This is a genomic window from Nocardia sp. NPDC049737, assembly GCF_040674755.1.
Lineage (GTDB): Bacteria > Actinomycetota > Actinomycetes > Mycobacteriales > Mycobacteriaceae > Nocardia.
Map to the genome: position 1 here is coordinate 56,013 of NZ_JBFANH010000018.1, position 26,525 is coordinate 82,537.

26 protein-coding genes are annotated in these 26,525 nt (G+C 64.5%); 16 read left to right on the forward strand and 10 right to left on the reverse strand.

What is annotated here, in order from left to right; genetic code table 11:
- Window positions 1-12: 12 nt before the first annotated feature.
- Window positions 13-1,071, reverse strand: coding sequence for an endonuclease/exonuclease/phosphatase family protein (locus AB0J47_RS23745; RefSeq protein ID WP_364349760.1), 1,059 nt, complete (start codon window positions 1,069-1,071; stop codon window positions 13-15).
- Window positions 1,072-1,328: 257 nt separating this feature from the next.
- On the opposite strand from AB0J47_RS23745, the gene AB0J47_RS23750 reads away from it, so the two are divergent.
- From AB0J47_RS23750 to AB0J47_RS23770, 5 genes are all read left to right on the forward strand, one after another.
- Window positions 1,329-1,532 (forward strand): cold-shock protein, encoded by a 204-nt coding sequence (locus tag AB0J47_RS23750; RefSeq protein WP_327099590.1) that lies wholly within the window; start codon window positions 1,329-1,331, stop codon window positions 1,530-1,532.
- Between the two features lie 428 nt (window positions 1,533-1,960).
- Window positions 1,961-2,149, forward strand: a complete 189-nt coding sequence (locus AB0J47_RS23755; RefSeq protein WP_364349764.1) for a ferredoxin — start codon at window positions 1,961-1,963, stop codon at window positions 2,147-2,149.
- 88 nt (window positions 2,150-2,237) lie between these two features.
- The gene (locus AB0J47_RS23760; protein ID WP_364349767.1) at window positions 2,238-2,669 is read left to right on the forward strand and encodes a nuclear transport factor 2 family protein; all 432 of its coding nucleotides are present in this window, start codon (window positions 2,238-2,240) and stop codon (window positions 2,667-2,669) included.
- Between the two features lie 113 nt (window positions 2,670-2,782).
- Window positions 2,783-3,391, forward strand: coding sequence for a TetR family transcriptional regulator (locus tag AB0J47_RS23765; protein WP_364349770.1), 609 nt, complete (start codon window positions 2,783-2,785; stop codon window positions 3,389-3,391).
- Window positions 3,392-3,433: 42 nt separating this feature from the next.
- Window positions 3,434-4,060, forward strand: a complete 627-nt coding sequence (locus AB0J47_RS23770) for a helix-turn-helix domain-containing protein (RefSeq protein WP_364349773.1) — start codon at window positions 3,434-3,436, stop codon at window positions 4,058-4,060.
- Here AB0J47_RS23770 and AB0J47_RS23775 read toward each other — a convergent pair.
- Window positions 4,024-5,100, reverse strand: a complete 1,077-nt coding sequence (locus AB0J47_RS23775) for an XdhC family protein (RefSeq protein WP_364349776.1) — start codon at window positions 5,098-5,100, stop codon at window positions 4,024-4,026. The genes AB0J47_RS23770 and AB0J47_RS23775 overlap by 37 nt on opposite strands.
- A gap of 352 nt (window positions 5,101-5,452) precedes the next feature.
- On the opposite strand from AB0J47_RS23775, the gene AB0J47_RS23780 reads away from it, so the two are divergent.
- The 6 genes from AB0J47_RS23780 (at window position 5,453) to AB0J47_RS23805 (ending at window position 11,646) form a co-directional block, all read left to right on the forward strand.
- Complete coding sequence (locus tag AB0J47_RS23780; RefSeq protein WP_364349778.1) at window positions 5,453-7,798, forward strand: xanthine dehydrogenase family protein molybdopterin-binding subunit; 2,346 nt, start codon at window positions 5,453-5,455, stop codon at window positions 7,796-7,798.
- Window positions 7,795-8,670, forward strand: coding sequence for a xanthine dehydrogenase family protein subunit M (locus AB0J47_RS23785; RefSeq protein WP_364349780.1), 876 nt, complete (start codon window positions 7,795-7,797; stop codon window positions 8,668-8,670). The genes AB0J47_RS23780 and AB0J47_RS23785 overlap by 4 nt, the downstream gene beginning before the upstream one ends.
- Entirely contained in the window at window positions 8,663-9,154 is a 492-nt protein-coding gene (locus AB0J47_RS23790; RefSeq protein WP_364349782.1) for a (2Fe-2S)-binding protein, read from the forward strand. Before AB0J47_RS23785 ends, AB0J47_RS23790 begins: the two co-directional genes overlap by 8 nt.
- Window positions 9,151-9,831: an SRPBCC family protein gene (locus tag AB0J47_RS23795; RefSeq protein ID WP_364349785.1), complete on the forward strand. Its 681-nt coding sequence runs from the start codon at window positions 9,151-9,153 to the stop codon at window positions 9,829-9,831. Before AB0J47_RS23790 ends, AB0J47_RS23795 begins: the two co-directional genes overlap by 4 nt.
- A gap of 5 nt (window positions 9,832-9,836) precedes the next feature.
- The gene (locus AB0J47_RS23800; RefSeq protein WP_364349788.1) at window positions 9,837-10,673 is read left to right on the forward strand and encodes a mycofactocin-coupled SDR family oxidoreductase; all 837 of its coding nucleotides are present in this window, start codon (window positions 9,837-9,839) and stop codon (window positions 10,671-10,673) included.
- A gap of 154 nt (window positions 10,674-10,827) precedes the next feature.
- Window positions 10,828-11,646 carry an NAD(P)-dependent oxidoreductase gene (locus AB0J47_RS23805; protein WP_364349791.1) on the forward strand — a complete coding sequence of 273 codons (819 nt, stop codon included), beginning with the start codon at window positions 10,828-10,830 and terminating at the stop codon, window positions 11,644-11,646.
- 68 nt (window positions 11,647-11,714) lie between these two features.
- Here the strand turns inward: AB0J47_RS23805 and AB0J47_RS23810 are convergent, their stop codons facing one another.
- Both AB0J47_RS23810 and AB0J47_RS23815 read right to left on the reverse strand, forming a co-directional pair.
- Window positions 11,715-12,359 (reverse strand): hypothetical protein, encoded by a 645-nt coding sequence (locus tag AB0J47_RS23810; RefSeq protein ID WP_364349794.1) that lies wholly within the window; start codon window positions 12,357-12,359, stop codon window positions 11,715-11,717.
- Window positions 12,360-12,815: 456 nt separating this feature from the next.
- A complete protein-coding gene (locus AB0J47_RS23815) occupies window positions 12,816-14,702 on the reverse strand; it encodes a hypothetical protein (protein ID WP_364349797.1) in 1,887 nt (628 codons plus the stop codon).
- A gap of 168 nt (window positions 14,703-14,870) precedes the next feature.
- Here AB0J47_RS23815 and AB0J47_RS23820 point away from each other — a divergent pair, with 168 nt between their 5' ends.
- Window positions 14,871-15,290 (forward strand): MarR family transcriptional regulator, encoded by a 420-nt coding sequence (locus tag AB0J47_RS23820; protein ID WP_327099085.1) that lies wholly within the window; start codon window positions 14,871-14,873, stop codon window positions 15,288-15,290.
- 58 nt (window positions 15,291-15,348) lie between these two features.
- On the opposite strand, the gene AB0J47_RS23825 is transcribed toward AB0J47_RS23820, so the two are convergent.
- From AB0J47_RS23825 to AB0J47_RS23845, 5 genes are all read right to left on the reverse strand, one after another.
- Window positions 15,349-16,161: an SDR family NAD(P)-dependent oxidoreductase gene (locus AB0J47_RS23825; protein WP_364349802.1), complete on the reverse strand. Its 813-nt coding sequence runs from the start codon at window positions 16,159-16,161 to the stop codon at window positions 15,349-15,351.
- A 317-nt stretch (window positions 16,162-16,478) separates the two neighbouring features.
- Window positions 16,479-17,957, reverse strand: coding sequence for an aldehyde dehydrogenase family protein (locus tag AB0J47_RS23830; protein ID WP_364349805.1), 1,479 nt, complete (start codon window positions 17,955-17,957; stop codon window positions 16,479-16,481).
- Window positions 17,958-17,965: 8 nt separating this feature from the next.
- Window positions 17,966-18,796, reverse strand: coding sequence for a carboxymuconolactone decarboxylase family protein (locus AB0J47_RS23835; RefSeq protein ID WP_364349808.1), 831 nt, complete (start codon window positions 18,794-18,796; stop codon window positions 17,966-17,968).
- A gap of 69 nt (window positions 18,797-18,865) precedes the next feature.
- The gene (locus AB0J47_RS23840) at window positions 18,866-19,687 is read right to left on the reverse strand and encodes a mycofactocin-coupled SDR family oxidoreductase (protein WP_364349811.1); all 822 of its coding nucleotides are present in this window, start codon (window positions 19,685-19,687) and stop codon (window positions 18,866-18,868) included.
- 11 nt (window positions 19,688-19,698) lie between these two features.
- Window positions 19,699-20,532, reverse strand: a complete 834-nt coding sequence (locus tag AB0J47_RS23845) for a mycofactocin-coupled SDR family oxidoreductase (RefSeq protein WP_364349814.1) — start codon at window positions 20,530-20,532, stop codon at window positions 19,699-19,701.
- A 158-nt stretch (window positions 20,533-20,690) separates the two neighbouring features.
- Here AB0J47_RS23845 and AB0J47_RS23850 point away from each other — a divergent pair, with 158 nt between their 5' ends.
- The 3 genes from AB0J47_RS23850 to AB0J47_RS23860 all read left to right on the forward strand — a co-directional run bounded on the left by AB0J47_RS23850 (window position 20,691) and on the right by AB0J47_RS23860 (window position 23,413).
- Window positions 20,691-21,308: a TetR/AcrR family transcriptional regulator gene (locus AB0J47_RS23850; protein ID WP_364349817.1), complete on the forward strand. Its 618-nt coding sequence runs from the start codon at window positions 20,691-20,693 to the stop codon at window positions 21,306-21,308.
- Window positions 21,309-21,505: 197 nt separating this feature from the next.
- Window positions 21,506-22,582, forward strand: coding sequence for a dihydrodipicolinate reductase (locus AB0J47_RS23855; protein ID WP_364349820.1), 1,077 nt, complete (start codon window positions 21,506-21,508; stop codon window positions 22,580-22,582).
- 21 nt (window positions 22,583-22,603) lie between these two features.
- Entirely contained in the window at window positions 22,604-23,413 is an 810-nt protein-coding gene (locus AB0J47_RS23860; RefSeq protein WP_364349823.1) for a sugar phosphate isomerase/epimerase, read from the forward strand.
- A gap of 60 nt (window positions 23,414-23,473) precedes the next feature.
- On the opposite strand, the gene AB0J47_RS23865 is transcribed toward AB0J47_RS23860, so the two are convergent.
- Window positions 23,474-24,415 carry a LysR family transcriptional regulator gene (locus AB0J47_RS23865; protein ID WP_364349826.1) on the reverse strand — a complete coding sequence of 314 codons (942 nt, stop codon included), beginning with the start codon at window positions 24,413-24,415 and terminating at the stop codon, window positions 23,474-23,476.
- Between the two features lie 370 nt (window positions 24,416-24,785).
- Here AB0J47_RS23865 and AB0J47_RS23870 point away from each other — a divergent pair, with 370 nt between their 5' ends.
- A complete protein-coding gene (locus tag AB0J47_RS23870) occupies window positions 24,786-26,438 on the forward strand; it encodes an MFS transporter (protein WP_364349829.1) in 1,653 nt (550 codons plus the stop codon).
- Window positions 26,439-26,525: the final 87 nt, after the last annotated feature.

Here is a 26,525-nt window from a genome sequence, read left to right on the forward strand (position 1 = left end):
CAGGAAATGGCCTCAGTCGATGAGTTGGTATGTCGCCAAGATGCCTTTATGGTCGCTGCCCCACTGCGCTGGCGTGACGAGGAAATTGTCCTGGGTTGGTTCTTGCGCTCGGGTACCGCGCACGATGGACCCGCGCGGGCCGATGATGCCCACCGCAGACAGGCGCAGTGCGGCACCATGGGCGAAGATGTAGTCGACGCGGTCGCGTTCGTCGGCCTCGGGAGCCCAGGCGAGTTCGGAGACATCGACATCGACGTTGTCCGAGGGCCAGGTGAGGCCGGGATGGGTGGCCGGGTCCGGATACATCGATCGGTAGGCATCGATGAATCCGGCTTCGTGCAGGCGTCGAGTGGTCTCCCACGCCAACACCACACCGTTGTGATCGAACAAGTTCGCTGCGGCGGGCGTCCAGTCCAGTAGCGACGGCTCGTTCAGGTCGCCACCTATGATCACCGAGGCCCCGTCGGCGATCTCGGCTTTCGCGTCCGCGAGAAAGTTGCTGATGACTTCGGGGCGGTCCGAAGCCGCGTTGACCCGCTGAATCACGGCGGCGTCGGTCATGGGGCCGTCCGGCAGCTTGTTCCACTCGTGCTCGGCGAACTCACCGGGCGCCGGGGCCCCGGGTCCGTACCCTCGGGGCAGGTTGGAGGCGTACCAGCGATACTCCAGGTGTGCGGAGTAGACGGTAAGGCGCTTTCCGTCAATGTTCAACCGCGCCTTGACCATCCATTGCAGATCGGCGCTGTCCTGGACCGTAGACACCGACAGAATTCCCGTGTCGTGCGAGGCGACGGCGTTGAATTCGTGCCCCCGCCGCGCCAGTTCGGCCGCGACGGCGGTCGTCGCTTCGGTTGCCTCCGAGAGCAGCACGACCGATGCCTGTGTCGAGATGATGAGATCAGTGATCAGTTGAATACCATTGGAGACTTTGCTGCCACTGTGCCACGTGTTCAATGCGAGCACCCGGATCTCTAGCGGCGCGGGTGCAGTAGCGACAACGGACATCACCGCACCGGCCGCGAGCGCTCCGCCCGCTCCCGCCGACCCCATGTCCTCGTTGCTTCGCGTCATCAACCCATCATCGCCTCCATCGAAATGCCAACTATTGCGAGCAGTGTTGCAGCAGGTCCAGGGCTCAGGTGGGGTACCGACGCTCATCTCCGGGGCGCCAGAGGGATGGTCGCGCGTCGGTGACCGTACCGGCGCTGAGGGTTGGTTGGATCACACTATGCGTATTCTGCCGTGAATCCATGGGACGATTGTCCGGTGAGATCAGGCTTATCGACGTGATCCGCTTGGCTCATCTACAGAAAAGAATGAAGTAAGCAATGACTCAAGGCAGTGTGAAGTGGTTCAACGCCGAAAAGGGCTTCGGTTTTATCGCGCAGGACGGTGGCGGCCCTGACGTCTTCGTGCACTACTCCGCCGTATCCGGCTCGGGATTCAAGTCCCTCGAAGAAGGACAGCGCGTGGAGTTCGAGGTCGGACAAGGACAGAAGGGCCCGCAGGCCCAGGACGTCCGCGCTATCTGATCGACGCGGCTCACAACAGCCCCGCACCCTCAGGGTGCGGGGCTGTTGCGTGTTTCGGGGCGATGAATGCGGCGCTGCTGACCCCGGACAGCACCAACTCGGGCTGGCTTCGCACCGGTGTGCGGTGCGCGTCGGCGTGCTCGTCGGGAGTGCGATTCGCTACCTCCCGACCATCCACAGTGCCGCGATCAGGAGCGGCTACGGTGATCGGACCAGTTGACGTTCTTACTTCACGAGAATATTGTTGCCACATATTGAGAGTAAGATTCTCCCGGATTCGCGAAGTGACGGCCCGGCGTGGACTGCGAAGTCCGTGGCTCTGACAACCGTAGTGCGCAATGGAGCGACGAAGGGGCGTGCCGACCTTCGTTCCGGCGCGGCCGAATCGGGTTGCACGTGGAGTTCGATGTAGGGAAGGGAGGTGCCGGATGAAGGTCTCCGTCGACTCGGATCGTTGTCGGGGTCACGGCGTCTGCACCGGTCTGTGTCCGCAGGTGTTCGCCATCAACGACGACGGCTATGCCCAGGTCCAGATGTCCGACGTACCGGAGGAGTTCAGCGCGGCGGTCGAATCTGCTGCGCAGGCCTGCCCCGAACAGGCAATCGAGACGAGTTGAGTCGCAGCGTGGTGTCGATGATGTCGGACGAATACGCTCGCAGCGGGCCCCTTGAAATTCCTATCACCATTACCGATCAGGAACGCAGATGACCACCGCCACAGAACTGCTCGCTGACCGGATCGCGGTCGTCGACATCGTGACCGCATACTCCACTGCCCTCGACAATCGCGACTGGCTGCTGTTCGAGAGCCTGTTTACGCCAGACGCCGTCTGGGATTACTCGGCGGCCGAGCAGCGGTGTACCGGCCCCGCCCAGATCCTCGCACGAGTTCGGGCGGGGATCGAAAGGCTCGATGCCACTCAACATTTCGTTACCAACCATGTCGTGACGATCACCGGAGACGAGGCCGCCCACAGCTGCTACTACCTGGCCCAGCATATGCGCGGCGATGAACGCTTCCTCGCGGCCGGTCGCTATCAGGATCTGCTGCGTCGCACCGAGTCCGGCTGGCGGATCGCGTCCCGGTTGTTGTCGAGCACCTGGACTGACGGTAATCCCGGTGTCGTGCTGCCATAAGGTCCCTGAGTGAACCAGTGAGTAGGCATACGCCGCAATGTGCTTGTGGCAGGCTTGAAAGCGCCTGCCACCTGCGCGAGCTGTGAAACGAACTGTTTCGTTACAATGATTTCGTGGCATACGATTCGGCTGCGACCAAGGAACGGATTCTCGCTGCCGCTACGACAGAGTTCGCCGAATACGGCATTGCCGGGGCGCGAGTGGATCGCATCGCGGCCAATGCCAAGGCCAACAAGCGTGCGATCTACGACTACTTCGGCGACAAGAAGGCATTGTTCGCGGTGGTCCTGGAACGGTCGATGGCGGAACTGGCTCGGGCGGTACCGCTCGACGAGTCCGACCTGGGCAATTATGCTGTCCGGCTGTTCGACTACCACCAGGCGCATCCGCGGGCGCTGCGATTGGTGATGTGGGAGGCGCTCGAAATGGGGGCTGGTCTGGTTCCCGACGAACCGGCACGCACCGAACACTATGCGGACAAAGTCCGGGCCGCGCGGGCCGCGATGGGTTCAGGCGAGCGTGATCCCCGAACGCTGGTCTTCCTGATTCTCGCGATGGTCGACTGGAGTTTGGCCCTGCCACAGTTGCGGCGGATGCTGTTCGGACCGGAATACCCGGCGGACCGCCTGCGCCCCGCCATCGCCGACGCGGTTCGCGTGCTCACCGAGCATTTTGCCGCCGGGGATGACCGATCAGGAGCGAGCGGCGCGCTGACCGCGTGAGTCAGCCGCTGCTGTCCGACTGCCCAGTGATAGCCTCGCGTCATGTCCACCCGCAGGCGAGGCGCGAAGGACTCGGCGACGCGGCGCACTCTTCTGGAAGCCACTGCCCGGGTCATGACCGAGGAGGGGTACGCAGCCGCGACGACCCGCCGAGTGGCCGTCGAGGCGGGTGTCAAGCCGGCGTTGGTGCACTACTACTTCCCAACCTTGGAGGATTTGTTCCTCGCGGTCTTCAGTGAAGGAACCGAGGCCAACTTCGAACGCCAAATGCAAGCGCTGACCTCGGATCGGCCGCTGCATGCCCTGTGGGAACTGTCCCGAGATCCGCGCGGCAACGCGCTGATGCAGGAGTTCATCGCGCTGGCCAACCATCGCAAGGCAATTCGTACCGAGCTGATGGCTTATGCGCGGCGGTACCGGGAAATCCAGGTCACCGCTTTCACATTCATCCTGCGGGAGCGCCGGATCGATGCCGCGCAGATTACGCCGGTGACGCTGTCGATGCTGCTCTCAGGCCTGCCGCGAATCATGGTGACGGAAGCCAACTTCGGTTTCGACATGGGTCATGACGAGATGCTCGCTCTGGTCGAACACTACCTCGACATCTTGGAACCACCGGCGGCTGCCGCAGGTCAGGCCGGTGACGGCTGCGTATCCGACACGGCGTGAATAGGCCGGTTCGTCGCGGACAACGGCCGGGTCGACCCACCGCGCCGCACGGCGACGATCTCTGCGGCGATCGCCACCGCGATCTCCTCGGGAGTCCGTCCGCCCAGTTCCAAACCGATCGGTGAGTGCAGACGACGCAGCTCGGGTTCGGTGAGACCTGCTGCCCGCAAACGTGACCGACGATCTGCATCGGCGCGGCGTGAGCCCATCGCACCGACGTATCCGATCGGTAGCCGCAATGCCAGCTGCAGGACCGGAATATCGAACTTCGGATCGTGTGTCAGCACGCACACCGCTGTGCGCGAATCAACCGTGGTGCGGCCTAGATACCGATGCGGCCAGTCCACGACCACCTCGTCGGCGTCGGGGAATCGCGCCTGCGTAGTGAACACCGATCGCGCATCGCAAATGGTGACCCGGTAACCAAGCAATCGCCCGACCCGGCACAGTGTGGCGCTGAAATCGGTTGCCCCGCAAACGATCAGGCGTGGCTGCGAGCCGAAGGACTCGATGAACACTGTGCGTTGGGCATCCTCGCATCCGATTACCCGGACGCCGGATGAGTCCGCGTCGAGCATGCCCAAAGCCTGCTGCACCACTGCCGGATCGAACTTCGTGCCGGCAGTTTCTCGTAGTCCGACGGCGCTGATCTCGCCCGTTCTCAGATCGCGAACCAGAGATATCGGATGCTCGGCTCGCACGACCGCTTCGATGGCCGGGTACTCCTGGGCGGTGACTCGATGGACGAGAACCGCGACCTCGCCACCACAGGTGAGCCCGACCGCGAAGGCGTCGGAATCGCTGTAGCCGAACGTCTCCCGCGCCGGCGTACCCGACCGCAGTACCTGACGGCAGAGGTCGTAGACGGCCGCTTCCACGCAGCCGCCCGAGATGCTGCCGATGACGGCGCCGGCGTCGTTCACGGCCATAGTCGCGCCGGGCAGCCGTGGCGCGCTTCCGGTTACGTCGACAACCGTGGCTACGGCATACGAGGCGCGCTGCGCATGCCATTGCAGCAGCTGTGCCGACAATTCGCGCATGATCATCCTCTCGAGCCGTACCAGGGCGAGAATATCATTCTCATATCCGACATACACCCATATTGACAGGCGTTCGAGTCCGATGCTAGACAGTTGGACAGCACGATATAGATCCAAAGAGCCGCGCCGACAGGACCGCCGCGGATGACGGATCCGGGTCGCTCGATTCGATCGAGCAGCGCAACGCCGTCCACTTGGAGGCGGGGCTAGAGCTGAGGAAAAGCGGTATGCGCCGATGTCGCGCGAAGCCATCCGATGTACATGGAGGCCAAATGCACGAACCGAAGTACCGGGGTAGTCGAGCACCTGGGCGTTGGTCGATCGCACGGCATACCGAGGAAAAGGGTGAGCGGTGAGTACCGCACAAACCAGGGCCGATACCTATGCCGGTACACGCGTCCGCCGGATCGAGGATTTGAGGCTGCTCACGGGCGCCGGATCATTCGTCGATGATGTGTCGCGGCCGGGGATGCTGCACGCCTGCTTTGTGCGCAGTCCACTGCCCCGCGCCCGGATCACCGGAATAGATACCACGGAAGCTGTTGCGCTCGACGGGGTTTACGCTGTCTTTCTGGCCGCGGACCTCAATCTCGGCGTGCACGATCAGTCGTACCGGATCGATGGGCCGCACCTGCCTGCGTCGAATTGGCCGCCGCTGGCCGAGGACGAGGTCCGGTTCGTCGGGGATCCGGTCGCGCTGGTTGTCGCCTCCGACCGATATCTAGCCGAAGACGCGGCGGAGTTGGTCGTGGTCGACTACGAGCCGATGCCTGCCGTGGTCGATTACACGACGGCAGAAGGTTCGCAGGCCCTCGTGCACGCCCGTTTTCCGCGGAACGTCGCCGGCCAGCTGTCCGGTCGGCCGGCCGAAGAGATGGCGCCGCTGTTCGATGCCGCACCGAATGTGGTGCGGCAGACCATCTTTCAGCAGGCGTATACGCCAGTCCCGATGGAGACCCGTGGCGTGGTCGCGGAGTGGTCGGCATCGGCCCGTGAGATGACGATCTGGACCTCGACCCAGGCGCCGCACGAGGTGCGCGGCTTCTGCGCCCGGCTGCTCGGTGTCGACGAGCATCGGGTGCGAGTCATAGTGCGCGACACTGGAGGTGGCTTCGGGCAGAAGGTGGTGGTCCAGCGCGAAGACATCTGTGTCATGCTGGCGGCGACGAAGGTACCGGTCGCGCTGAAATGGATCGAGGACCGGCAGGAACACCTGATCTCAGCGGGGCTGGCACGCCAGGACCATGGCGAGGCCCGCATGGCCTTCGGCCGGGACGGCACGATTCTGGCCGCCTCTCTCGACTACGTGCAGAACGTCGGGGCGTATCCGGTGCCGTCGCCCATGACGGCCGCAGCAGTTGTCGGGATGCTGTTCCCCGGGCCGTATCGGGTGCCCGCGGCGACATTCACGATGAAGATGCTGTACTCCAACACTGCCGGGCGAGTGGCGTATCGCGGACCGTGGCAGTTCGAATCGATGGCGCGGGAGGTGTTGCTCGACACCGCCGCACGGCGACTGGGCATCGACCCGGCCGAGTTGCGCCGCCGGAACATGTTGCGCCGCGAGGACCTGCCGCTACTCAACCCGAGCGGCATGCGGTACAGCGATGTCACCCCGCTGGAGACGTTCGAGCAGGCGCTCGGGATGCTCGATTATCCGGCCTTCCGCCGTGAGCAGGAACCGGCTCGCGCGCAGGGCCGCTTCCTCGGCGTCGGCACCTGTACATATCTGGAGCCGACCGCAGCGTCGACCCCGTACCACGGCACAGAAGGCGCGACGATCCGCATCGAGCCCTCGGGCAAGGTCAACGTATATCTCGCCGGTGGATCCTCGGGAAACAGCCTGGAGACAACCGCGATTCAGCTGACCGCCGACGCACTCGGTGTGGACATCGCAGATGTCCACACCATCCAGGGTGATACGGCTGTGACACCGTTCGGGGCCGGCACCGGCGGCAGCCGTTCCGGCTCGATGGTGGCAGGGGCGATCGCCGAGACGGCATCGGTACTGCGGGAACGGATTGTGGCCATCGCAGCCCATCGCTTGGGTGTGGCGGTCGACGAGGTGGAGTTCACGCACGGGCGGGCCATGGTGCGCGGGGCGCCCGATGCCGAATTGTCGTTGCCCGAGATCTCCGCAATTGCCTATTTTCAGCCGGATGCGCTGCCGTCGGGCGTTCCTGCGGGATTGGAATGTAGCGGGCGCTATCGAGCGCAGAGCCCGATGATCTGGGCCAACGCGACCCACCTGTGCACGTGCGAAGTCGACATCGAGACCGGCGAGGTCACACTGCTGCGCTACATCGTCAGCGAGGACTGCGGCCCCATGATCAACCCCAGTGTGGTGGAGGGCCAGATCTACGGCGGCACGGTGCAGGGCATCGGTGGGGCGCTCTACGAGAATCTCGCCTACGACGAGAGTGGAAACCCTGTCGCCACCACTTTCATGGACTACTTGATTCCGACGGCCACGGAGGTGCCGGTCATCGAGCTCGGTCACATCGAAACACCGGGACCGGGGCCCGGCGGCTACAAGGGGGTCGGGGAGGGCGGCGCGATCGGTTCCTCGCCGGCCGTGGTCAACGCGGTCGCGGATGCGCTGGCCCCGTTCGGTGTGGAAATCTCCCGGCTGCCGCTCACCCCCGCTGCGATCCTCGCGTTGATCGATGCGGCTGATACCCGGGCGGTGACAGCGTGAAGCCGGCAGCGTTCGAGTACCACGCGCCGGCCACTGCGCAGGAGGCGGTCGAACTGTTGGCCGAACTCGGCGACGGAGCCAAGGCGATCGCCGGTGGGCAGAGCCTGATGCCGATGCTCATCCTTCGCCTCGCGGTCTTCGACCACCTCGTCGACTTGCGCCGCCTGAAGGAATTGCGCGGCATCGACAGTCGCGATGATTCAGTGTGGATCGGTGCCGGAACAACGCATTCCGCGGTCGGCAAGTCCGCGGAAATCCGCGGATCGGTCCCACTATTGTCGCGGGCGACCCCGCTGATCGGCCATTTCCAGATCCGCAACCGTGGCACCATCGGTGGATCAATCGCCCATGCCGATGCGGCGGCCGAATATCCGGCGGTGGCGCTGACACTCGATGCGGAGCTCGAAGCGCTGTCACCGCGCGGGCGCCGGAGGATCGCCGTAGCCGAATTCTTCACCGGGATGTGGAGCACCGAACTGGCCGAAGATGAACTGCTGACCGGCATCGTGTTTCCGGTACGGCAGGGGCGGTGCGGCTTTGCGATCGAGGAATTCGCCCGTCGCAGCGGCGATTTCGCTATCGCGGGCGCCACGGTCGCGGTGCGTCTGGATGCGGATTCGCGCATCGACTGGTGTGCGATCGGATTGTTCGGACTCGGACCGATGGCGGTACGAGCGGGTGCGGCCGAGGTCGAGTTGATCGGTCGTGCCGCAAGCGAGGTGGACCCCGGGGACGTCGGACGTACCGCGGTGTCCGGGCTGGATTCGGTGCCGTCGGATCTACATGGATCAGCCGACTATCGCCGCCGCGTCGGTGCGGTCATGGTGGCGCGGGCGTGGCGGCGTGCGGTGCAGGAGGCTAGTGATGACTGATGTCGAAATTCAAGTGCGGGTCAATGGGATTGCGCGGCGTAAGGTCGTGCCACCCCGGCGTACCCTCGCCGATTTCCTGCGGATCGACTGCGGGCTGACCGGCACCCATCTCGGCTGCGAGCACGGGGTTTGCGGGGCCTGCACGGTACTGCTGGATGGGGACGCGGTACGGGCCTGCCTGGTTTTCGCTGTACAGGCCGACGGCGCCGAGATCACAACCGTGGAGGGGATGGCCGCGGCCGACGGTGAGCTGTCGCCCGTGCAAGCCGCGTTACGGGAGCACCATGGCCTGCAATGTGGTTTCTGCACACCGGGTTTCGTCGTCACGGCGACCGCATTCCTGCGCGACAATCCGCATCCCACGGACCAGGAGATTCGCGCGGCCATATCCGGAAACCTGTGCCGCTGCACGGGGTACCAGGGGATCATCAAGGCCGTCCGGGCGGCGGCGGAAAAGAGCAGCATTGTGAAGGACCCCGCATGAAGCTCGAGAACACCTTCAGCATTCCCGTCCCGGTGTCGGACGCGTGGAACGTGCTGCTCGACATCGAGCGGATCGCGCCCTGTGTGCCCGGGGCCATGCTCACGGGGAAGGACGACGGCGGCTACACCGGCAAGATCAAAGTCAAACTCGGTCCCGTCGGTCTGACCTATACCGGCGTTATCAAATTCCGGTCGACCGACGAGGCAACCAAGGTCGCCGTGCTCGAGGGCGGCGGGCGAGAAGCTCGTGGCAATGGCACCGCGCACGCCGTCATCACCTGTCGACTGGCGGAATCCGACGGTGCTACCGACGTTGTCGTGGAGACCGACCTGGCTATCACCGGCAAGCCCGCGCAGTTCGGTCGCGGCACCCTGGCCGAGGTGGCCGGCACGCTCATCGGCCGGTTCGCCGCGAACCTGGCCAAGGAGATCACCGCCGCCGAGGACCGGGATTCGGCGGAAGTCGTTGCACTGGAGTCGGATTCCGAAGACGACGGCAATGCGGTCGGCGCCGGGGTGACGGCGTCGGCTACCGCGCCGCGCGTAGCGGCCGACCCCATCGACCTGCTCGAAGCGGCCGGTATGGGCCGCTTGAAGCGGTTCGGTCCGCCGGCGGTGGCATTGCTACTGGCGCTGAACATTGTGGTGTTGCTTCGCCGCCGCCACCGTGAAAGGTGAGACAGATGGCTGGAAGAGTTGAGGGCAAGGTCGCCTTCATTACCGGTGCCGCCCGTGGGCAGGGTCGTGCCCACGCCGTGCGCCTCGCCCAAGAGGGCGCCGACATTATCTGCGTCGATGTCTGCAAGCAGCTCGATGGCGTCATCATTCCAATGTCGACGCCGGCGGATCTGGCCGAGACTGTCGACCAGGTGCAGGCGCTCGGCCGCCGAATCATCGCCGCCGAGGTGGATGTGCGCGACTACGACGCGATGAAAGCGGTCCTCGACGAGGGCGTCGCGCAGTTCGGACGGCTCGACATCGTGGTGGCGAACGCCGGCCTGGGCAGCGAAGGCAAGCGGCTCGACCGGATGAGTGAAAAGGTCTGGCGCGACATGATCGATGTCAACCTGACCGGGGTCTGGCTCACTGCAAAGGCAGGCATCCCGCATCTCGTCGCGGGTGGTCGCGGCGGTTCCATCGTGATCACCAGCTCCAGCGGTGGTCTGCGCGCGCACCCGAACATCGGACATTACATCGCCGCCAAGCATGGCGTCATCGGTGTGATGCGAACGCTGGCAATAGAGCTGGGTGACAAGAGTATTCGCGTCAATGCGATCTGCCCGACCCAGGTCGGCACACCGCTGCTGCTCAATGACGAGACTTTCCGGATGTTTCGGCCCGACCTGGAGAACCCGACCAAGGAGGACTTCGCTCCGGCATCGCAGTCCATGCACGTACTGCCCACCCCTTGGGTCGATGCCGAAGACATCGCCAACGCGGCACTGTTCCTGGTCTCCGACGAGGCCAGGTTCATTACCGGTGTCGCCCTGCCGGTCGACGCCGGCATGCTGCTGAAGTAAGCCGAAGACCAAAGGAATTCGCGCTGCGAGTCGAGGCGATCGTCCGCAACCCGTTCGTCAACGTTCAGGTCATCCGGCTTGATGTCCACCCCGCTGGTGTGGATTTACCGGAGACCATCGACGTGAGTATTCGAATTCACCTGAAGGACTGACTATGCGCATAGGCTTTATCGGACTGGGCAGCCAGGGCGGACCCATGGCGCGCCGCATCATCGATGCGGGCTACCAGACCACATTGTGGGCGCGCAGACCAGAGACGCTGGCGGCGTTCGCGGACACCGGCGCGACGGTGGCGGCTTCTCCCGCCGCGCTCGCCGCGGCCAGCGATCTGGTGTGCGTGTGTGTGGTCGGCGACGCTGATGTCGTCGAGGTTGTCGACGGCGTGGAAGGGGTCCTGGCCGGACTGGCGAGTGGTGGCGTACTCGCGGTACACAGCACCGTGCATCCCGACACCTGCCGTGAGTTGGCGAAAAAAGCTGCAGCCCAGGGTATTTCGGTGTTAGACGCACCCGTGAGCGGCGGCGGGCAGGCCGCCGCCGAGCGCAGATTGTTGGTGATGGCCGGCGGCGAGACCGAGGTGGTCGAGCGTTGCCGGCCGGTGTTCGACACCTACGCTGGGCATGTCGTCCATCTCGGTGAACTGGGCGCCGGGCAGGTCGCCAAGCTGCTGAACAATCTGCTGTTCACGGCGAACCTCGCCACCGCCGCCACGACGTTCGACCTCGGACGCGAACTCGGTGTCGACACCACGCGGCTCGGTGAGGTCATCGCCCATGGCAGCGGAAACAGCGTTGCGCTGGGCACGATCGCGCCGCTGTCCGGAAGCCTTCAGCAGCTGGCAATCTACGCCGCCGACCTGTTGCGCAAGGACGTCGGACTGATAACCGATCTCGCTGTGCGAGCCGACGCGCCGAAGGGCCTGGTGCTCACGGCGGCCGAGACCACGCTTGCCCTGATGGACGAACTCCGCTGAGAGATATCGGATTTGCCAACAACTGCTGCGTCCTTCTCGGCACCCGGCGGCTCGTTCCAGCAGTCCGGCTACCGTGCGGCCGGAACGAGATCTCCGAAATCGCCACTTCCGGGATAGAGGGCGCAGTTGCGAAATCGCTCGGTCGGCTCGGCTGTATCCACCGCGGCGACGATGGCCGAGAGGGCGCGCAGTTTGAACGCCCGCGCGGCCACGCTGAGCCGGTGCTGCACCGAGTCGACCCGACGGTCGATTTCGGTGGGACACTCATCACCCCAGAGGATCACTTGATCGATCAGCATGTGATCGAAGACATCGAGCATCCCGTCCCGGACCCGGGCATCCGCGGCATATAGCCCGGCATCGATGGCGATGGTCTGTGGCAGTGGGCTTCGCACCCTCGACTCCAATGCCTCATCGAGGCCGACGACCTGCACACCGAGAATGTCGAGCGGCCGGGTGTCCGTGTGATCCGCGATCATCGCGGTGACATCCCATCCAGCCATTACTCGATCGAAGAGCCAGCCGCCGGCATATCGGACGACCTCGGCAATTCCTGGCGCGACCACCACCAACTGATATCGCTGACGATGGTTGCGGGCCTCTGCTGCCGCGCGGGCGAGCGGGTGCGCTCGCCTGGCTTTGTGGGAAGTGAGATCAACGGGTCGAGCAGCCATCGGTGTTTCCATCTCGTCGAGCAAAGCGGTGATCGTCACGGCCCTGGTGCCGTGCCGATTCTGGAGCGGCGTCGTCCCGCACCGTTTCATCGACGGTCTTCGGGAGCGACATCGCTCCGTAGCCGATCGGGGGAGCGCGATGTCCGATTACTTGTATTCGGTCGACAGTGCGGCAAATGCTGAATTCGTCAGGCATTCGAAATGTGTCGCCATCCGTGCGGATTTATCGGACAGCTACCGAAAGGGGTGGGCCATTGGATCTCGGGACTCTGCGTTCGATCGCTACAGATACACCGTAAGTAGGTTTGCCGACTGTGACAAGGGACTCACCGAAGAATTTGTCGGCGCAGTTTCACAACTGCGCGCTGCGTGAATCCTTCTTTCGAAGGCGCAACCAATCCGACGATTGCGAATCGCAACCGTCGGCTGTAATTCGCCCGAGATTGATATCTCCGGCGGTGGAATATCACGTCCGCCGCCGGAGATTCGTTCGGGCTATGCCCCGTTGGCTGGCTGTGTGTAGGTCGTCCCATCGATAGTGGTTGTCATGGTGCCCGTGGCTTGGAAGTTGTTTTCCAGCACTGCCGGTGACAGGGTGAATCCGCCGGGCTCACTGGTGACCTTGGTTCCCTGATGCCTGCCTGACACCTGCAGGTTCTCGTGCCAGGTGATCGCGGAGATCTGGGCGTCGGACCCGCGTTCCACGCTCTCGCTGCCGTTGATCGTGGCATCGGGGTCGTTCTGGAAATCGGTGTAGGTGACTTCGATCTTCGAGATCAGTGCCTTCGACGAGTCCTCGGTGATCATCACCTTCGCCTGGCCACCCTTCGCGCCATCGAGCGTGTAGGTCCCGCCGGGCAGGTGCGGGAATGCGGGCAGTGTGTCGCCGGGGTGGTACGGCAGGCCCCACGTCACATCCGGCGCCGACGCCACAGTGGGCGGTGGTGTCGGCCGGAGACCCCCGAAACGGGCGATCATCACCCGGCTGTGGCGGCCACCCGGCTCGTTGGATGTCGGGCAGGGCAGCGGGTTGCTGCCACCGCAAGCCGGTGTTGTCACAAGGTTCTCCGCCCATATCGCTGCGGTACTGTCGGCCAGCCAGGCGGGGTCCGCGGCGGCGTTCCAGTTCGGTTCGCCCGGGGTGTCGATGTGCTCGCTGCGTCCGGAGTCGGCGTCGACCAGATACGGCAGGAAGAACCGGCGTTGCTCGTTATTGCGTATGCCGGAGATGTGTGCGGTGGTCGGCATCTGGTCGGTGATCGGCGGAATACCCCGCAGACCGGAGATGAAGTCCAGCCTGCCGGAACCGATCACCTGCTCCGACAGCAGGTATCTCCCGTCGGGTGAGGCGGAGTTCGGGTCGGTGTACATCGCGTGCCGGGTGATTGGCCGCGACTTTCCGGTGGCGTTGTCGGTAGCCCACAGGTCGATGCCGCCGGACTCGTAGCTCTGGATGCCGAGAGCGGATGTGCCGTCGGCGCTCCAGCCGCGGAACTCGCCGATCATTCCGGCCGGGTTGAACTTCAGCTGGTTGCCGTCGACCGTGTACGGCTGGAACTCGGGATCCGGGTTGTACATGGTCCGCACGTTGTCGATGTCGTAGCGGCTGTTCGCCTGATCGAATCTCAGTGTGCCCGCGAAGGCATACTCTGCGAGGACTTCCTTCGACGGCGGTATGTAGCTGAATCCGATGTGCTTGTCGTCCGGATTCAGGCGTGGTTCTCGCAGCGTGCCGGGTTTACCGGAGCCATCGTCCCAGTACAGCGGATAGGCGTGCAGTTGCGCCGGTGTGCATTCCTCATCGGCGAACTGGTACTGGCCGCAGTCGATGATGGCCGAGCCTGCCAGGGCCCGTTTACCGTCATGGAAACTGTTGAGCGCATACGTGAAATTGTTGTTGTCGCTCCAACTCGCCGGGTACGACACACCGCAGGTCAGGCACTTCCAGCCATCGCCGTTGGGGAACGTGTTGCGGTCGGTGTGTACCAGCAGCACCTGCGGGCCGTTGAAACTGCTGGCGGGCCCCGACGCCGGTGCGCCGGCGAGGACCACGCCCACCAGCGCGTAATCACTCGAGGGGTAGTACGTACCCGCCGCGCCCAGCGCGCCCCAGGCAGGGCTGACGCAGCCGGTGTTGTGCGGGTTGACCGCCTCTGTGCACGAGCCCGCGTCGGTGGACGGTGCTGTAGGCGGTACCGGTAACTCGCCGACGTCGGCCTTGATGTGCAGTTGATCGGATGGGTCCGCGGTCACCACGCTTGCCGGTGGTTCCGCCCACGCCGGCTGCCAGGACAGACTTGCCGACACCGACAGCACCACGACGGCGATGCGCCACCAGTGCCGGATCCGCCCAGCCGAACGAACGTGAGTCACATCGCCCATGTGCACCTACCTACAGTAATGCTCGCTACCTACTTTGGTAACGCTGTTATCGGAACACCGTAATGCGGATGCCCGAGGTGTGGATGCGATTCCGAAATAGTATCGGCACCGATACATTCATGATAATGTATCGGCACCAATGGATACATGATGCCGTATGCTTGTCCAATGGACGGGAGACGGCTGCACCGGCTGGGTAGATATCTGATCGAGCTCGCGCGCCAGGCCGGTCTCGAATCCGCTGACGAACTCCCCCCGGAGGGGGAGATTGCCGTACTGGCCGATGTGATCGACAATCCGGGCAGTTCGGTCGGCGAGATTACCGAGCGGGTCGCATTCTCTCAGGGCCATGTATCCGACTGTGTCGCGCGGCTGGTCGACGATGCGCTCTTGGCCACCGACATCGACCCGGCCGACCGGCGGCGCACCCTCGTCTATCCAACCGATGTCCTGTTCAAGGCCATCGCACGACGAACCGCGCCGCGCATAGACGATGCCTTGGTTGCCGCACTGGGCGATCCGGTCGCGGCTCGCCGGGCGAAGGAACTGCTTGCCGAGCTCGCTGACGTGCTGCTGCCGGATCGATGATCGTGCCATCGTCGCGTACGACGCCGGTGGCATGCGGGCGAAGCAACGCGCGAAGGGCCTAACCGATGGCTGCGGCGATCAGCTCGTCCGAGCGCTGGTGCAGCGCTGCACGGACGGTGGGTTCGTAGGCCTGGTCGTCGGCACGGGATTCGGCTTTGCCGTTGAAGTATGTGCCGGTGGGAACTTCGTCGTCGACCAGGTGCATCACGGCGTCGCCGCCCTCTTCGACGGTGCTCAGCGGTGATCCGCCGAACTCGGCCACCATCGACGTGTCCATGTAGGTGGCCGGATGCACGGCCGTGACCGTAACGCGGGACGAGCGCAGTTCCTCGGCCAAATCGAAGGTGAACATGATCTCGGCGAGCTTGGCACGCCGATAGGCCGCACCCCCGTCGTAGTCATGTTCGAAATTGAGGTCGGCGAGGTCGAGTGCCTGCTGCCCGATCGAGGCGACATTGACCACTCGCGACGGCGCCGAGGCAATGAGCAACGGCCGCAGCTGCCGAGTGAGGCGATACACCGCCAGGTAATTGACCGCGAAGCGCAATTCGACGCCGTCGACGCTGACCTGTCGCGGTGCACCCGGTGCGCCGAATCCTACGCCGGCGTTGTTGATCAGTACGTCGAGGCGGTCGGTCCGCCGCCGAACCTGCTCGGCCAACTGGTCTACTTCTCGTAGCGAGGCCAGATCCGCGAGCAGGACCTCCGGTTCCCGCCCACCGACCGCCAGGATCTCCTCGCGTACCTGCTCCGCCCGTTCCTTGTCGCGTCCGTGCACGAGGATCCGCGCTCCGGACCGCGCCAAACGTGTGGCCAGATGCCGCCCGAGACCATCGGTAGAACCGGTGATCAGAACGGTTTGGTCAGTCATGTCGACTCCTTACTCGGCAGTGGTGTCCGCCAGCGGCGCATGCGCGGTGGAAGTTCCGGCCGTTCCAGGCGCTGCTTGTCTTCGATCCGGCCGCGTTGGGGGCGGTCTGGACGATCACCGCGTTCCGCTCGGACGATCGAACCGAAATGTAACGAACTAGATAGTTCGGAATCGAACGTACTCGTAGCTACGGATTTGTCAAACGTCTGGATGCGGCTCGACTCCGGGCATATCGACGGGCGAGGTGCGGGTCCAGCGGCCGTTTCGGTCACCGGGCCCGCATCGTCGGTACGCCCGCTGATGTCGTGGTCGATATCTCAGGTCATCCCGATCCGGATGTTTTTGATCTGTAGGAATTCGTACAGGCCATCGAGGCCGCCGGTGCGGCCATAGCCGCTCTGCTTGTAGCCGCCGTAAGGTCCCTGTGGCGAGATGTCGCTGATCTGGTTGATCCAGATCGAACCCGCCTCCAGTTGCCGCGCCACCCTGTGTGCCCGGGTGAGGTTGGTGGTCTGGATGAAGGCGTTCAACCCGTACGGCGAATCGTTGGCGATCCGGATCGCTTCCGCCTCGTCGGCGAACTTGATCACCGATACGACCGGGCCGAAGGTCTCGACTTGTGCCAGCGCCGACGAGTTGTCGACGTTGCCGAACACCGTGGGCTGGATGTAGTAGCCCTCGGCCAGATCGCCGCCGATGCGTTTGCCGCCCGTGATCAGCTCTCCGGATTTGTCGGTAACCGCTTGGTCGATGACACCGAGGATTCGTTCGGCGTCGCCCGCACTGATCACGGGTCCGAACGTGACGGTCGGATCGAACGGATCGCCGATCTTCGCAGCCTCGACAACTGCGACGAACTTCTCGAGGAACGCATCATAAACGGACTCGTGCACGAGGATGCGGCTGGCGCAAGCGCAGCTCTGCCCCGACTGCACGATCGGACCCTGGTACGCCGCCAGCTGTGCCGCCGCATCAAGGTTCGCGTCCTCGAAGACAAGGTTGGCCGACTTGCCGCCCAATTCGGCCACCACTGGCGTCAGATTAACCGCCGCACTCGCCAGGATCTTGCGCGCGGTGTCGCCGCCACCGGTGAAATGGATCTTGCGAATGCCGGGGTGCCGCACGAGCGCGTCACCGCCCTCGGCCCGGGCGGGCACCACGTTGACCAGCCCCGTCGGAAGCCCGACCTCCGCACACAGCTCTCCGAAACGCAGTGCGGCGAACGGCGCCAGCACCGACGGCTTCAGCACGACGGCATTGCCCGCGGCCAACGCCGGCGCTACACACGACGCGGCCACGACCATGGCGCCGTTCCACGGCGCGATTACACCGACCACACCGTAGGGTTCGCGCTCGATCAAGTTGAGGTCGAGGGAGCCGGCCACCGGCGTGCTGAGGCCGTGCGGTTTGTCGACATATCCGGCGAAATGGCGCAGGAAACGCTCGAGCAGCACGGTATTGATGGCCAGCGATACCGGTACCGCGTAATCCTGCACGTTGAGCCGCGAGAAGTCGGCCATGCCCTGCCCGACCGCGTCCGCCAGATCGATGAGCAGATCTCGGCGGCGGTCGGCGGTGAACGACATCCATTCCCGGTGCGCCTCCCACCCGGAATCGACTGCCTGGTCCATCTCCGCGGGGCCTGCCAGATGAAGCGTCGCGTTGGGCCGCCCGGTAGCAGGGTAGATGTGCTCCTGGCTGCCTCCGGACGTCCGTTCGAGCCGGTCACCGCCGATGACCAATCCACCCCGCAGTGGAGGTTCGGGCGGTTGCAGAGTTTCCGTTGTCGTAGACATGAGTGCTCCTACGGTGTCTTTCCGTCTGCGGCGTGCCATTCCTCCAGCACCCGCGGCTTCTGCTCGGCGATCACTTGATTGAGCTGGGACGCCTTCGGCCAACCGGAATAGGCGGCGAAATGCAATGCGAATTCGTCCATTTCAGCGAAGGACAGATCCTTGCTCTTCAGCGCGGCATAGACGTGTGACATGATCGGGTACGGCGCGTCCTGGAATGCCACACAAGCGACAGTGATCAGGCGCCGCTCCTTCATCCCCAGCCCCGGCCGTAGCCACATCTCGCCGAAGACGAAGTTGAGAATTCCCGCGCCCTGGTACGGGTTGTTGCGGTCGGGAAAGTAGGGCAGGCAGTTGACGTCCATGAATGACTGTTCACCGCGGGCCAGCCGGGCCTGTGGGTCGCTGGGAGTGACCAGCGGCAGCAGCGGTTCCTGCGGCGGAACCTCCTGTCCGCGTTCGCGATTGATGCGTTCCCACTGCTGGTCGACGATCATGTTGAACCGGGAGGCCTTGGGCCAGCCGGCGTAGACCGCGAAATGTAGGACCGCCTCGCGTATTTCGGTGATGGTGATGTCACCGCTGTTCAGCGCCGCGTAGACGTGGTCGAGGATCGGCTGCTCGGCGTCGGCGTCGGCGACGCAGGACAGCGTGATGAATCGCCGTTCCCGCCGGGTCAGGCCGGGACGGGTCCAAATCTCGGCGAACACGAAGTCGACCAGGCCATTGGCGATGGTCGGGCTCGAATCGTCCGGGGCAGGGAACGTCATCACCTCGGCGAACTCGCGCTTGCCGCGTTCCGAGCGGGCCAGGTCCGCGGTACCCACCGTGTTTGTTGTCATGAATTGTGTGCCTTCTGTGTCGGTGCTCCGGGCGCGCGGTGATCGGGTCTCGCGTGCGGGAGCGGAGTGCTACTTGAGGGTGACGCCGGCGTCGACCTTGAACTCCATGCCGGTGACGTAGCGCGCCTCGTCGGAGACCAGGTACAGCACGGCATTACTGATGTCGAGGGCCTCGACCATCGGGACCGGCAGTGCGTTGCCGAACAGCGGCGCCAGATCCGGCCGCGCTTCGGTGAGCAGCTTGAACAGTGACTCCGGGATCATTCCGGTGGGGACTCCGGTCGGATGTACCGTATTGACGCGAACACTCTGTGCCGCAAGTTCATTGGCGAGTGCCTTGCTCATTCCCACAACGCCGAGCTTCGAGGCGGTGTAGGGGATGTGCAGCGGAGTGCCCTTGAGAGCGGCCGCCGAGCTGATGTTGACGATGCTGCCGCCGCGCTCGATGAGATGCGGAAGCGCCGCGGCGCAGGTGTTCCACGTACCGATGAGGTTGACATCCACCACGGTCCGCCACTGCTCGGGTGTCGTCGTATCCCATGTGCCCGCGGTCAGTACACCGGCATTGGCCACGACGGCGTCGAGGCCGCCCAGCTGTGCCACGCCGTCGGCGACGGCAGCCGCCAGTGCCGCAGCGTCCCGGATGTCTACCGTTTTGGTGATCGCGCGACGGTTGTGCTTATCGACCAGGCGAGCCGTCTCCGCCAGATCCGCTGGCGTGGACAGTGGGTACTCGATCTCCGGCAGCGGTCCGCAGACATCTATCAGGATCAGGTCGGCGCCCTCTTCTGCCAGCCGGACCGCATGGCTGCGACCCATACCGCGGGCCGCGCCGGTGATGAGCACCCGCTTGCCGGCTACGCGTCCGATAGGTTGCGTGTTTTCGGTCATCTCGGCCCTGCTCACAACTTGTTGCAGAAGCCGGCGTCGACGGGCAGTGCCACACCGGTGATGTACTTGGCCTCATCGGAGGCCAGGAAGGCGATCGTCGCGCTGATGTCCTCCGGTTCGAGCATCGCGACCGGCATGGGGTTCATCAGGTGCGGCCCCCCGGATTCGGGATGGTTCTGCACCCACTCCATCATCGCCGGATTGATGGCCATCATGGTGTTCACCGCGGTCGGATGCACGGTGTTGACCCGAATACTGTGCGGTGCAAGAACATTCGCCAGTACGCGCATGATGCCGACGAGGCCGGACTTGGCGGCGGCGTAGCCGAGGCCACCGCCCTCCATGCCGCCGAGGCCGACCAGACCGGCGGTGGAACTGGTCAAGGTGATGACGCCCCCACGCTGACCGGCGATCAGGTGCGGGATCGCTGCGCGGGTCACATGGAAAACACCCGAGAGATTGACTCCGATCACGGCGTTCCACATTTCGAGTTCGGTCTCGATCGGAACCTCGTCGAACGATGTCGGGGCGATCCCGGCGTTGGCGCAAACGATGTCGAGGCGGCCCAATTCGGCGACACCGGAGTCCAAGGCGGCACGTATCTGATGAAAGTCGCGGACGTCGGCGACCGAGCCGAGCATGCGACGGCCCTTGGCCTCCACGAGTGCGACGGTCTCGTCGAGCTCCTCACGCGTGGCCAGCGGGTACGGGTTGGCGGGGATGTCGGAACAGATGTCCACACCGATGATGTCGGCACCTTCGGTAGCCAATCGCACAGCGTGGCTTCGGCCCTGTCCACGCGCTACACCGGTGATGAAGGCGACTTTGCCATCTAACGAACCCATTTGATCCTCACTTCATGCCGAGCGGATCCGTGCCGCCCCGGCCGAGTCGGGCGAGAACACGGTTATCATATTGCGCAAAAGTGTGCGCTGTACTGCGGTAATCTGATTACCAGAATTGGAGAGTAGCACGCTCGCTGGCGTGCGGGAAGGAATCGGATTTGATCGCGAGGGTGGGTGTGGAGTCGGGAGAGGCGCCGGAGCAGGCGAGCGACCGGATCCGGCGGGCGGTCGTGGAACTGCTCGAGACCGAGGGCTACGAAGCATTGCTGTTGCGCGAGGTCGCACGGTGTGCCCGGGTATCGCTGACCAAGATCTACAAGCTATATGGCACCCGGGATGAGCTGATCCTGGCGGCGCTGGACTGGTGGATGGCGGAGAACCGGTACGCCGGGCTGGACGCGCAGGTCTCCGGTGCCGACGAGAGCCTGTACGCCGGTCTGATGCGGGTGTTGCGCAGCATTTTCGAGCCGTGGGAGCGCCACCCCGCCCTGCTTGTCGCCTATTTCCGGGCCCGATCTACGCCCGGTGGCGAGAAGTTGATCCGACGCGGGTTCGACGCCGTCGTTCCCGCCGCCATGGCGGTGCTGGCCGACGTCGACGCCGATTTCGTGCGAGATCTCGAGACGATCCTTTCGAGCCTGGTCTACGGCCTCCTGGGACGCTTCGCGTGCGGCGAGATCGAAGTATCCGCGATCGTGCCCGCCGTCGACCGCACGGTGTACTGGCTGACCTCCGGGTACGAGGCTGCGCACGAGGGCGAAGCGCTGGGGTCCTGACCGGAGCCGGCCGTGCCTCGTCGAGCCGCGGTGACGCGGAAATCTGGCCGCCGGGAGGCTGACCTGTGGTAATACTGTTACCAAAATATGAGATTGTCATTCTCGTCGAGGGTGCACGCGAACTACGCTGCTTCATGCGGAACCAACCGGACCCACCGCCGACGCTCGTCGAGGAAGACCGAACGAACGAGGCAGGCATGAAATCGGTTCCGTTGCCCCACACCGTCGTCGACTCGCCCACCACTTCCTCCTATCGGGTGGTCCAATGGGCTACCGGCGATGTCGGAACACGGGCACTGCGGGGGGTGATCGAGCATCCGAACCTAGCCCTGGCCGGTGTCTACGCCTACTCGGCTGACAAGGTCGGGCGCGACGCGGGGGACTTGTGTGGGCTGGGCGCCACCGGTGTCACGGCTACCGGCAGTCTCGATCAGATCCTCGCCCTCCGTGCCGATTGTGTGCTCTACATGCCGCTGCGCTGTGATATCGATACCGTGTGCCGGTTGCTGGAATCGGGGGCCAATATCGTCACCACCTGCGGCGAATTCCACCGCCCTGCGAGTATGGACCCGGCCGTCCGCGCACGCGTCGAGTCCGCCTGCCGGGCCGGGAACACCTCGATACACAGCACCGGAAGCAGTCCCGGCTTCATCACCGAAGCGGTACCGCTTGTGCTGTCCTCGATTCAGCGAGAGTTGCGCGGCCTCACGATCGAGGAATACGCCGATATGTCGCAACGGGATTCACCGGCGATCCCGTTCGAGATCATGGGCTTCGGCCGCCCGCCCGCGCAGTTCGACACTCGGCGGGCAGATAATCTGCGGCACGCCTTCGGCCCGTCGCTGCAGCTGGTCGCCGACGCCATCGGCAGGCCGCTGGATACCGTCGACGCCACCGCCGAGGTCGCGCTCGCTCGCCGCAGGACAGAGATCGTTGCGGGCACGCTGGAGGCGGGAACTGTTGCGGCGCAACGAATCACGATCTCCGGACATCATAAGGGGACTGTGCTGCTGCAGTTTCGCGCCAATTGGTACTGCACCACCGACATCGACGCCGCCTGGGATCTTCGCCCGACCGGGTGGCGCGTGCGGGTCGACGGTGACGCGCCGTTGGACATCGATATGCGCTTTCCGTTCCCGCTGACGCAGATGAACGAGATCTCACCGGCCTACACCGCCAATCGGCCGGTCAACGCGATTCCGTTCGTCTGCGCAGCCCCACCCGGCATCCGCACCGCGGTCGATCTGCCTACTATTACAGCGTCGCTGGCATGATCGGACCGTAGGAGTACCGCCATGTCCGGCACGCTCAGTGTGCAGCTCTACAGCGTCCGCGATGCGCTCGCGGCCGATCGTCCCGGAACCCTTGCCCGGCTGGCGCAAATCGGTTACCGGTACGTCGAGCCGTTTGCGCTCGGCTTCTGGAATACGCCGACCGAGCAACTGCTTGCCAACGCCCGCGTCTTGCGGGCGGACCTCGACGCTGCCGAGCTCGCCGTGAGCACCGTGCACGCAGCCATTCCCGCGGGCAGCCAGGATGCCGTTGCCGAAGTGTGTCGCATCCTGGAGACGGACACCGTCATCGTGGCGATTCCGCTGCTTGTCGAGGGATTTGGCGGTGAGGTGTTCGGGAACCGGGAGGCGCTCGCGAGGTTCGCAGGGCGCATGAACGGGGTCGCGCATCAGCTCGCTGATCGTGGTATCCGGCTCGGCTATCACAACCATCAATTCGAATGGGCCGAATTGAGTGGCGGTGAACTCGGTTTCGACGTGTTGTGGGAATTGCTCGACCCGATCGTCGTGGCCGAGTTCGACGTCTATTGGGCGGTGTCGGCCGGGCAGGACCCCGTCGAGATTCTGGCCCGGCTGGGTGCGCGAGTGGCAGCCCTGCATCTGAAGGACGGCCCAGGTGGGCTGGACGACCCGATGCAGCCCAAGCCTCAGGTCCCGATCGGTGCCGGCGTCGTCGATGTGTTCGCCGCGGCAAGTGCGGCCCCCGACGGCTGTTGGCACATCACCGAGATCGACATCACGGAGGCCGATCCGTTCGAGCTTCTCGCCACCAACCGCCGTATCCTGATCGATGCTGGTCGCACCATTCCGTGATCACGAATGAAGTTGCCAGGCGTCGGTTTTCGGCTTCCGCGGTGGGTTCACCGGCGCCAGTCAACGGCAGAGACGGCTGTCGTCCCCGCGATAGCCGATCAGCCGGGCCGACGGCCAGCGGCCGTCGCGGATCTCGCATCGCACCAGCCGCGCAAGTAGCCGGGCCACATCTTCCGCCGCCGGGTTGGAACGAGCGGTTCGGGCGATGGCCAGGACGATCCGGCGCTGCAGTTGCGGACCGTGCAGCGGCGCAGCGCTGATCGAGTGCGCCACAAGCTCTTCCGCGAAAGCGATGGGTGGCAGGACTGCCCACCCCCGCCCTCCGGCAACCAACTGCTTCTGTATCCGCAGCGAAGCGGTGACCACAACCTGGAAACGCACGTCCATGCTGTCGAGCAAATCGCGCAACGCGCTGCCGAGGGGCGGCAGCACCATCGGGTGTTCGGCGACGTCGCGCAGCGCAACCGGCGCGTCGGCACGCAATAGCGCATCCGCCGGGGCGATTGCCCACAACTGCTCGGTCGCCAACGGTGTCGGTGACAGTCCTGTGCTGCCCGGGCGCTCCGCGGTGAGGCAGACGTCCAGCTCGCCTGCGTCCATCCTGCGCTGTAGGTGACCGGAATCGCTGACGACCACACGCAGGTCCAGCCCGGGATAGTCGTGAAGAACGGTCGTGGCCAGTGGTAGGCCGATCGTCTCGGCCATGCTCTCCAGCAGTCCCACGGTGACCGTGCCGGTGGCGGCTGGCATCGGCGTTATTTCCGCCCGTGCGCGACCGAGTTCGAGCAGGGCGGATCGGCTGCGCTCGGCCATCACCCGTCCGGCGATGGTCAGCGTCATGCCGTGGCGGTTCCGCTCGAACAGCGTGACGCCGAGTTCCTGCTCCAAGGCCTGGATCTGCCGGGTGACCGAGGACTGGGTCGAATGCAACGAGTCGGCCGCCTTGGTCACGCTGCCCAGCTCGGCGACCGTCACGAAGGCGGTCAGCTGCTTGATGTCCATGACAATCGGCGAGCCCTCTGGTTCGATTCCGAAGTTTGTTCGGGTTCGCCCAGGATGCTAGACGTCTGCCCAAACTACGGGGTTCGGCTATGGATAGCACCGGGTGAGGTATCTAGTCAATAGCCGGATAGAGCTGGTGAGATGTGGCGTGGTCGCGAAGGGGCCGGTGCAGACCCAGGCGTTCGACAATTTGTTCAGTCGCCCTACATGTGGTGTGGCGGGCTGGTGTGGATGCTGAACCTGCATCGAGATATGTGATGTGTACATTCCATGTAAATGTGATTCTCCTTTTTGGATAATGATGATCCGTAGTTCTGGAGGGGAACACAGCAGTCCGCGCTGGATGCGGACGAAGGGAGAAAGCAAGCCCATGGCAACACCGTCTGTGGATGTCGCTCGTCCTGACGAGGTCGGCACCGGACGACTCGAAGGCGCCTCGCGCATGCGGGTGATCCTGATAATTCTGGCGATCGTCTTGGCCACCGAGGTCGGGACGTACTACTTCACCTTCGTCTCGATGGCCACGCCCTACATTGGTGCCGACTTCCCGCAACAAAGCGCGGGTCAGCTGACCTGGATGTCGACGCTGTATGCGATTGTGGGCGGAGTGTTGGTCCCGGTGGCCGGCAAACTGTCCGATCGCCTCGGCAAGAAGAAGATCATCCTGGCCTGCCTGGGAACATCTCTGATCGGAAGTGTCTTGGTCGCGGTCACCTCGACGTGGCCACTGATGTTGCTGGGCCGCGGTTTGCAGGCGGTGGCGTTCCCGGCGATATTCGTCTCCTACGGCTTGATTCGCGATCTGATGCCGCGTCGGCACATCAATATGGCCATCGCCCTCGCCGGTGGCGGTACCGGGGTCGGCGCCGTGCTCGGCCCGGTGGCCGGTGGATTGTTGACCGATCACTTCAGCTGGCGGTCGCTGTTCTGGTTCTGCGTCGGCTGGACCGTGCTGACGATCATCCCGCTGGCGATCCTCGTGCCCGAGACGAAGCTGCGGGTGAAAAGCCGCATCGACTGGGTCGGCGCGGTCCTGCTGGGCGCGGGAATCGGCGGCGTGCTGATCTACCTCAGCCAAGGAGTCGTCTGGGGATGGGCCAGCCTCTCGACGCTCGCCTGGCTGATCGGTGGTGTTGTCCTACTGATTGTCTTCTACGGCTGGGAACTGGTCACGCCCGAACCGATCATGGACCCGAAATTGCTGCGCACGCCGCGGTTCGTCACCATCATGGCGGCGGCATTCCTATCGGTGGGCATCATGCAGGGCCTCGGCTATCTGATGAGCTACCTTGCCGAGACGCCCGGCGGCGCCGCCGGTGAGGCGATCAAGCGGCAGGTCGTCGAGGGTGCGGCCCAGCAGGCGGCGGCGCAGGCGTCGCAGCAGACGCAAATGAACATCTCCCCGTCGATGATGATGCAGTACTTCTCGGTCGAGGGAGAGCTGCCGGGTCTCAACCTGACGCTGCTGCAGTTCACAGTGCGCGCCCTGTTGGCGATGACCGTGGTGTACGTGATCGTGTCACCGCTGTGCGGCTGGTTGTCCACCCGCTTCGGGCTACGGCGCCCCTACATCATCTCGCCGGTCATGTTCATTCTTGCGTCGGTGCTGTTCGCGCTGTATCACGAGAATGCGTTGCAGCTGGCCCTGATTGCGATGATCGCCGGCATCGGCGCGGGCGCCTTCCTTGGCACGCTGCCGAACATGGTGGTGGAATCGGTGCCGCAGGAACAGCAGGGTATCAGCGCCGGAATGTACGGGGCGTTCAACAGTTTCGGTACCGCCGCGGCCGCCGCGGCCACGGCGGCGATCTTCTCGGCACATCCGCTCATCCTGCATATCAACGCGCCGGGGCACGTCGAAGACCGCAAGCTCGACACCGGGCCGATGGCGCAGTTGCCGAGCGAGTCGGCCTACATCGACGCCTTCTATATGTTCGCCATCGCGGCCGCGGTGGCGCTGGTGCTCGCCGTAGTGGCCATGCGCCAGTTCGACAAGCCGGCGACCGGCGGGTTCGAGGTCTGATCGCCGAGAATGCGGCGCCCACCCGGGCGCCGCATGTCGGCTCTGCTCGCCTCGTGTAGTTAGGCCCGAGGCGGTTTCGCGCGCCGG

Bases quoted from the DNA above. Each gene is read 5' to 3' on its own strand.
- AB0J47_RS23745 (WP_364349760.1), bottom strand. From the start codon at position 1,071: ATGACGCGAAGCAACGAGGACATGGGGTCGGCGGGAGCGGGCGGAGCG.
- AB0J47_RS23750 (WP_327099590.1), top strand. From the start codon at position 1,329: ATGACTCAAGGCAGTGTGAAGTGGTTCAACGCCGAAAAGGGCTTCGGT.
- AB0J47_RS23755 (WP_364349764.1), top strand. From the start codon at position 1,961: ATGAAGGTCTCCGTCGACTCGGATCGTTGTCGGGGTCACGGCGTCTGC.
- AB0J47_RS23760 (WP_364349767.1), top strand. From the start codon at position 2,238: ATGACCACCGCCACAGAACTGCTCGCTGACCGGATCGCGGTCGTCGAC.
- AB0J47_RS23770 (WP_364349773.1), top strand. From the start codon at position 3,434: ATGTCCACCCGCAGGCGAGGCGCGAAGGACTCGGCGACGCGGCGCACT.
- AB0J47_RS23775 (WP_364349776.1), bottom strand. From the start codon at position 5,100: ATGCGCGAATTGTCGGCACAGCTGCTGCAATGGCATGCGCAGCGCGCC.
- AB0J47_RS23790 (WP_364349782.1), top strand. From the start codon at position 8,663: ATGACTGATGTCGAAATTCAAGTGCGGGTCAATGGGATTGCGCGGCGT.
- AB0J47_RS23795 (WP_364349785.1), top strand. From the start codon at position 9,151: ATGAAGCTCGAGAACACCTTCAGCATTCCCGTCCCGGTGTCGGACGCG.
- AB0J47_RS23800 (WP_364349788.1), top strand. From the start codon at position 9,837: ATGGCTGGAAGAGTTGAGGGCAAGGTCGCCTTCATTACCGGTGCCGCC.
- AB0J47_RS23805 (WP_364349791.1), top strand. From the start codon at position 10,828: ATGCGCATAGGCTTTATCGGACTGGGCAGCCAGGGCGGACCCATGGCG.
- AB0J47_RS23815 (WP_364349797.1), bottom strand. From the start codon at position 14,702: ATGGGCGATGTGACTCACGTTCGTTCGGCTGGGCGGATCCGGCACTGG.
- AB0J47_RS23820 (WP_327099085.1), top strand. From the start codon at position 14,871: ATGGACGGGAGACGGCTGCACCGGCTGGGTAGATATCTGATCGAGCTC.
- AB0J47_RS23825 (WP_364349802.1), bottom strand. From the start codon at position 16,161: ATGACTGACCAAACCGTTCTGATCACCGGTTCTACCGATGGTCTCGGG.
- AB0J47_RS23830 (WP_364349805.1), bottom strand. From the start codon at position 17,957: ATGTCTACGACAACGGAAACTCTGCAACCGCCCGAACCTCCACTGCGG.
- AB0J47_RS23835 (WP_364349808.1), bottom strand. From the start codon at position 18,796: ATGACAACAAACACGGTGGGTACCGCGGACCTGGCCCGCTCGGAACGC.
- AB0J47_RS23840 (WP_364349811.1), bottom strand. From the start codon at position 19,687: ATGACCGAAAACACGCAACCTATCGGACGCGTAGCCGGCAAGCGGGTG.
- AB0J47_RS23845 (WP_364349814.1), bottom strand. From the start codon at position 20,532: ATGGGTTCGTTAGATGGCAAAGTCGCCTTCATCACCGGTGTAGCGCGT.
- AB0J47_RS23855 (WP_364349820.1), top strand. From the start codon at position 21,506: ATGAAATCGGTTCCGTTGCCCCACACCGTCGTCGACTCGCCCACCACT.
- AB0J47_RS23860 (WP_364349823.1), top strand. From the start codon at position 22,604: ATGTCCGGCACGCTCAGTGTGCAGCTCTACAGCGTCCGCGATGCGCTC.
- AB0J47_RS23865 (WP_364349826.1), bottom strand. From the start codon at position 24,415: ATGGACATCAAGCAGCTGACCGCCTTCGTGACGGTCGCCGAGCTGGGC.
- AB0J47_RS23870 (WP_364349829.1), top strand. From the start codon at position 24,786: ATGGCAACACCGTCTGTGGATGTCGCTCGTCCTGACGAGGTCGGCACC.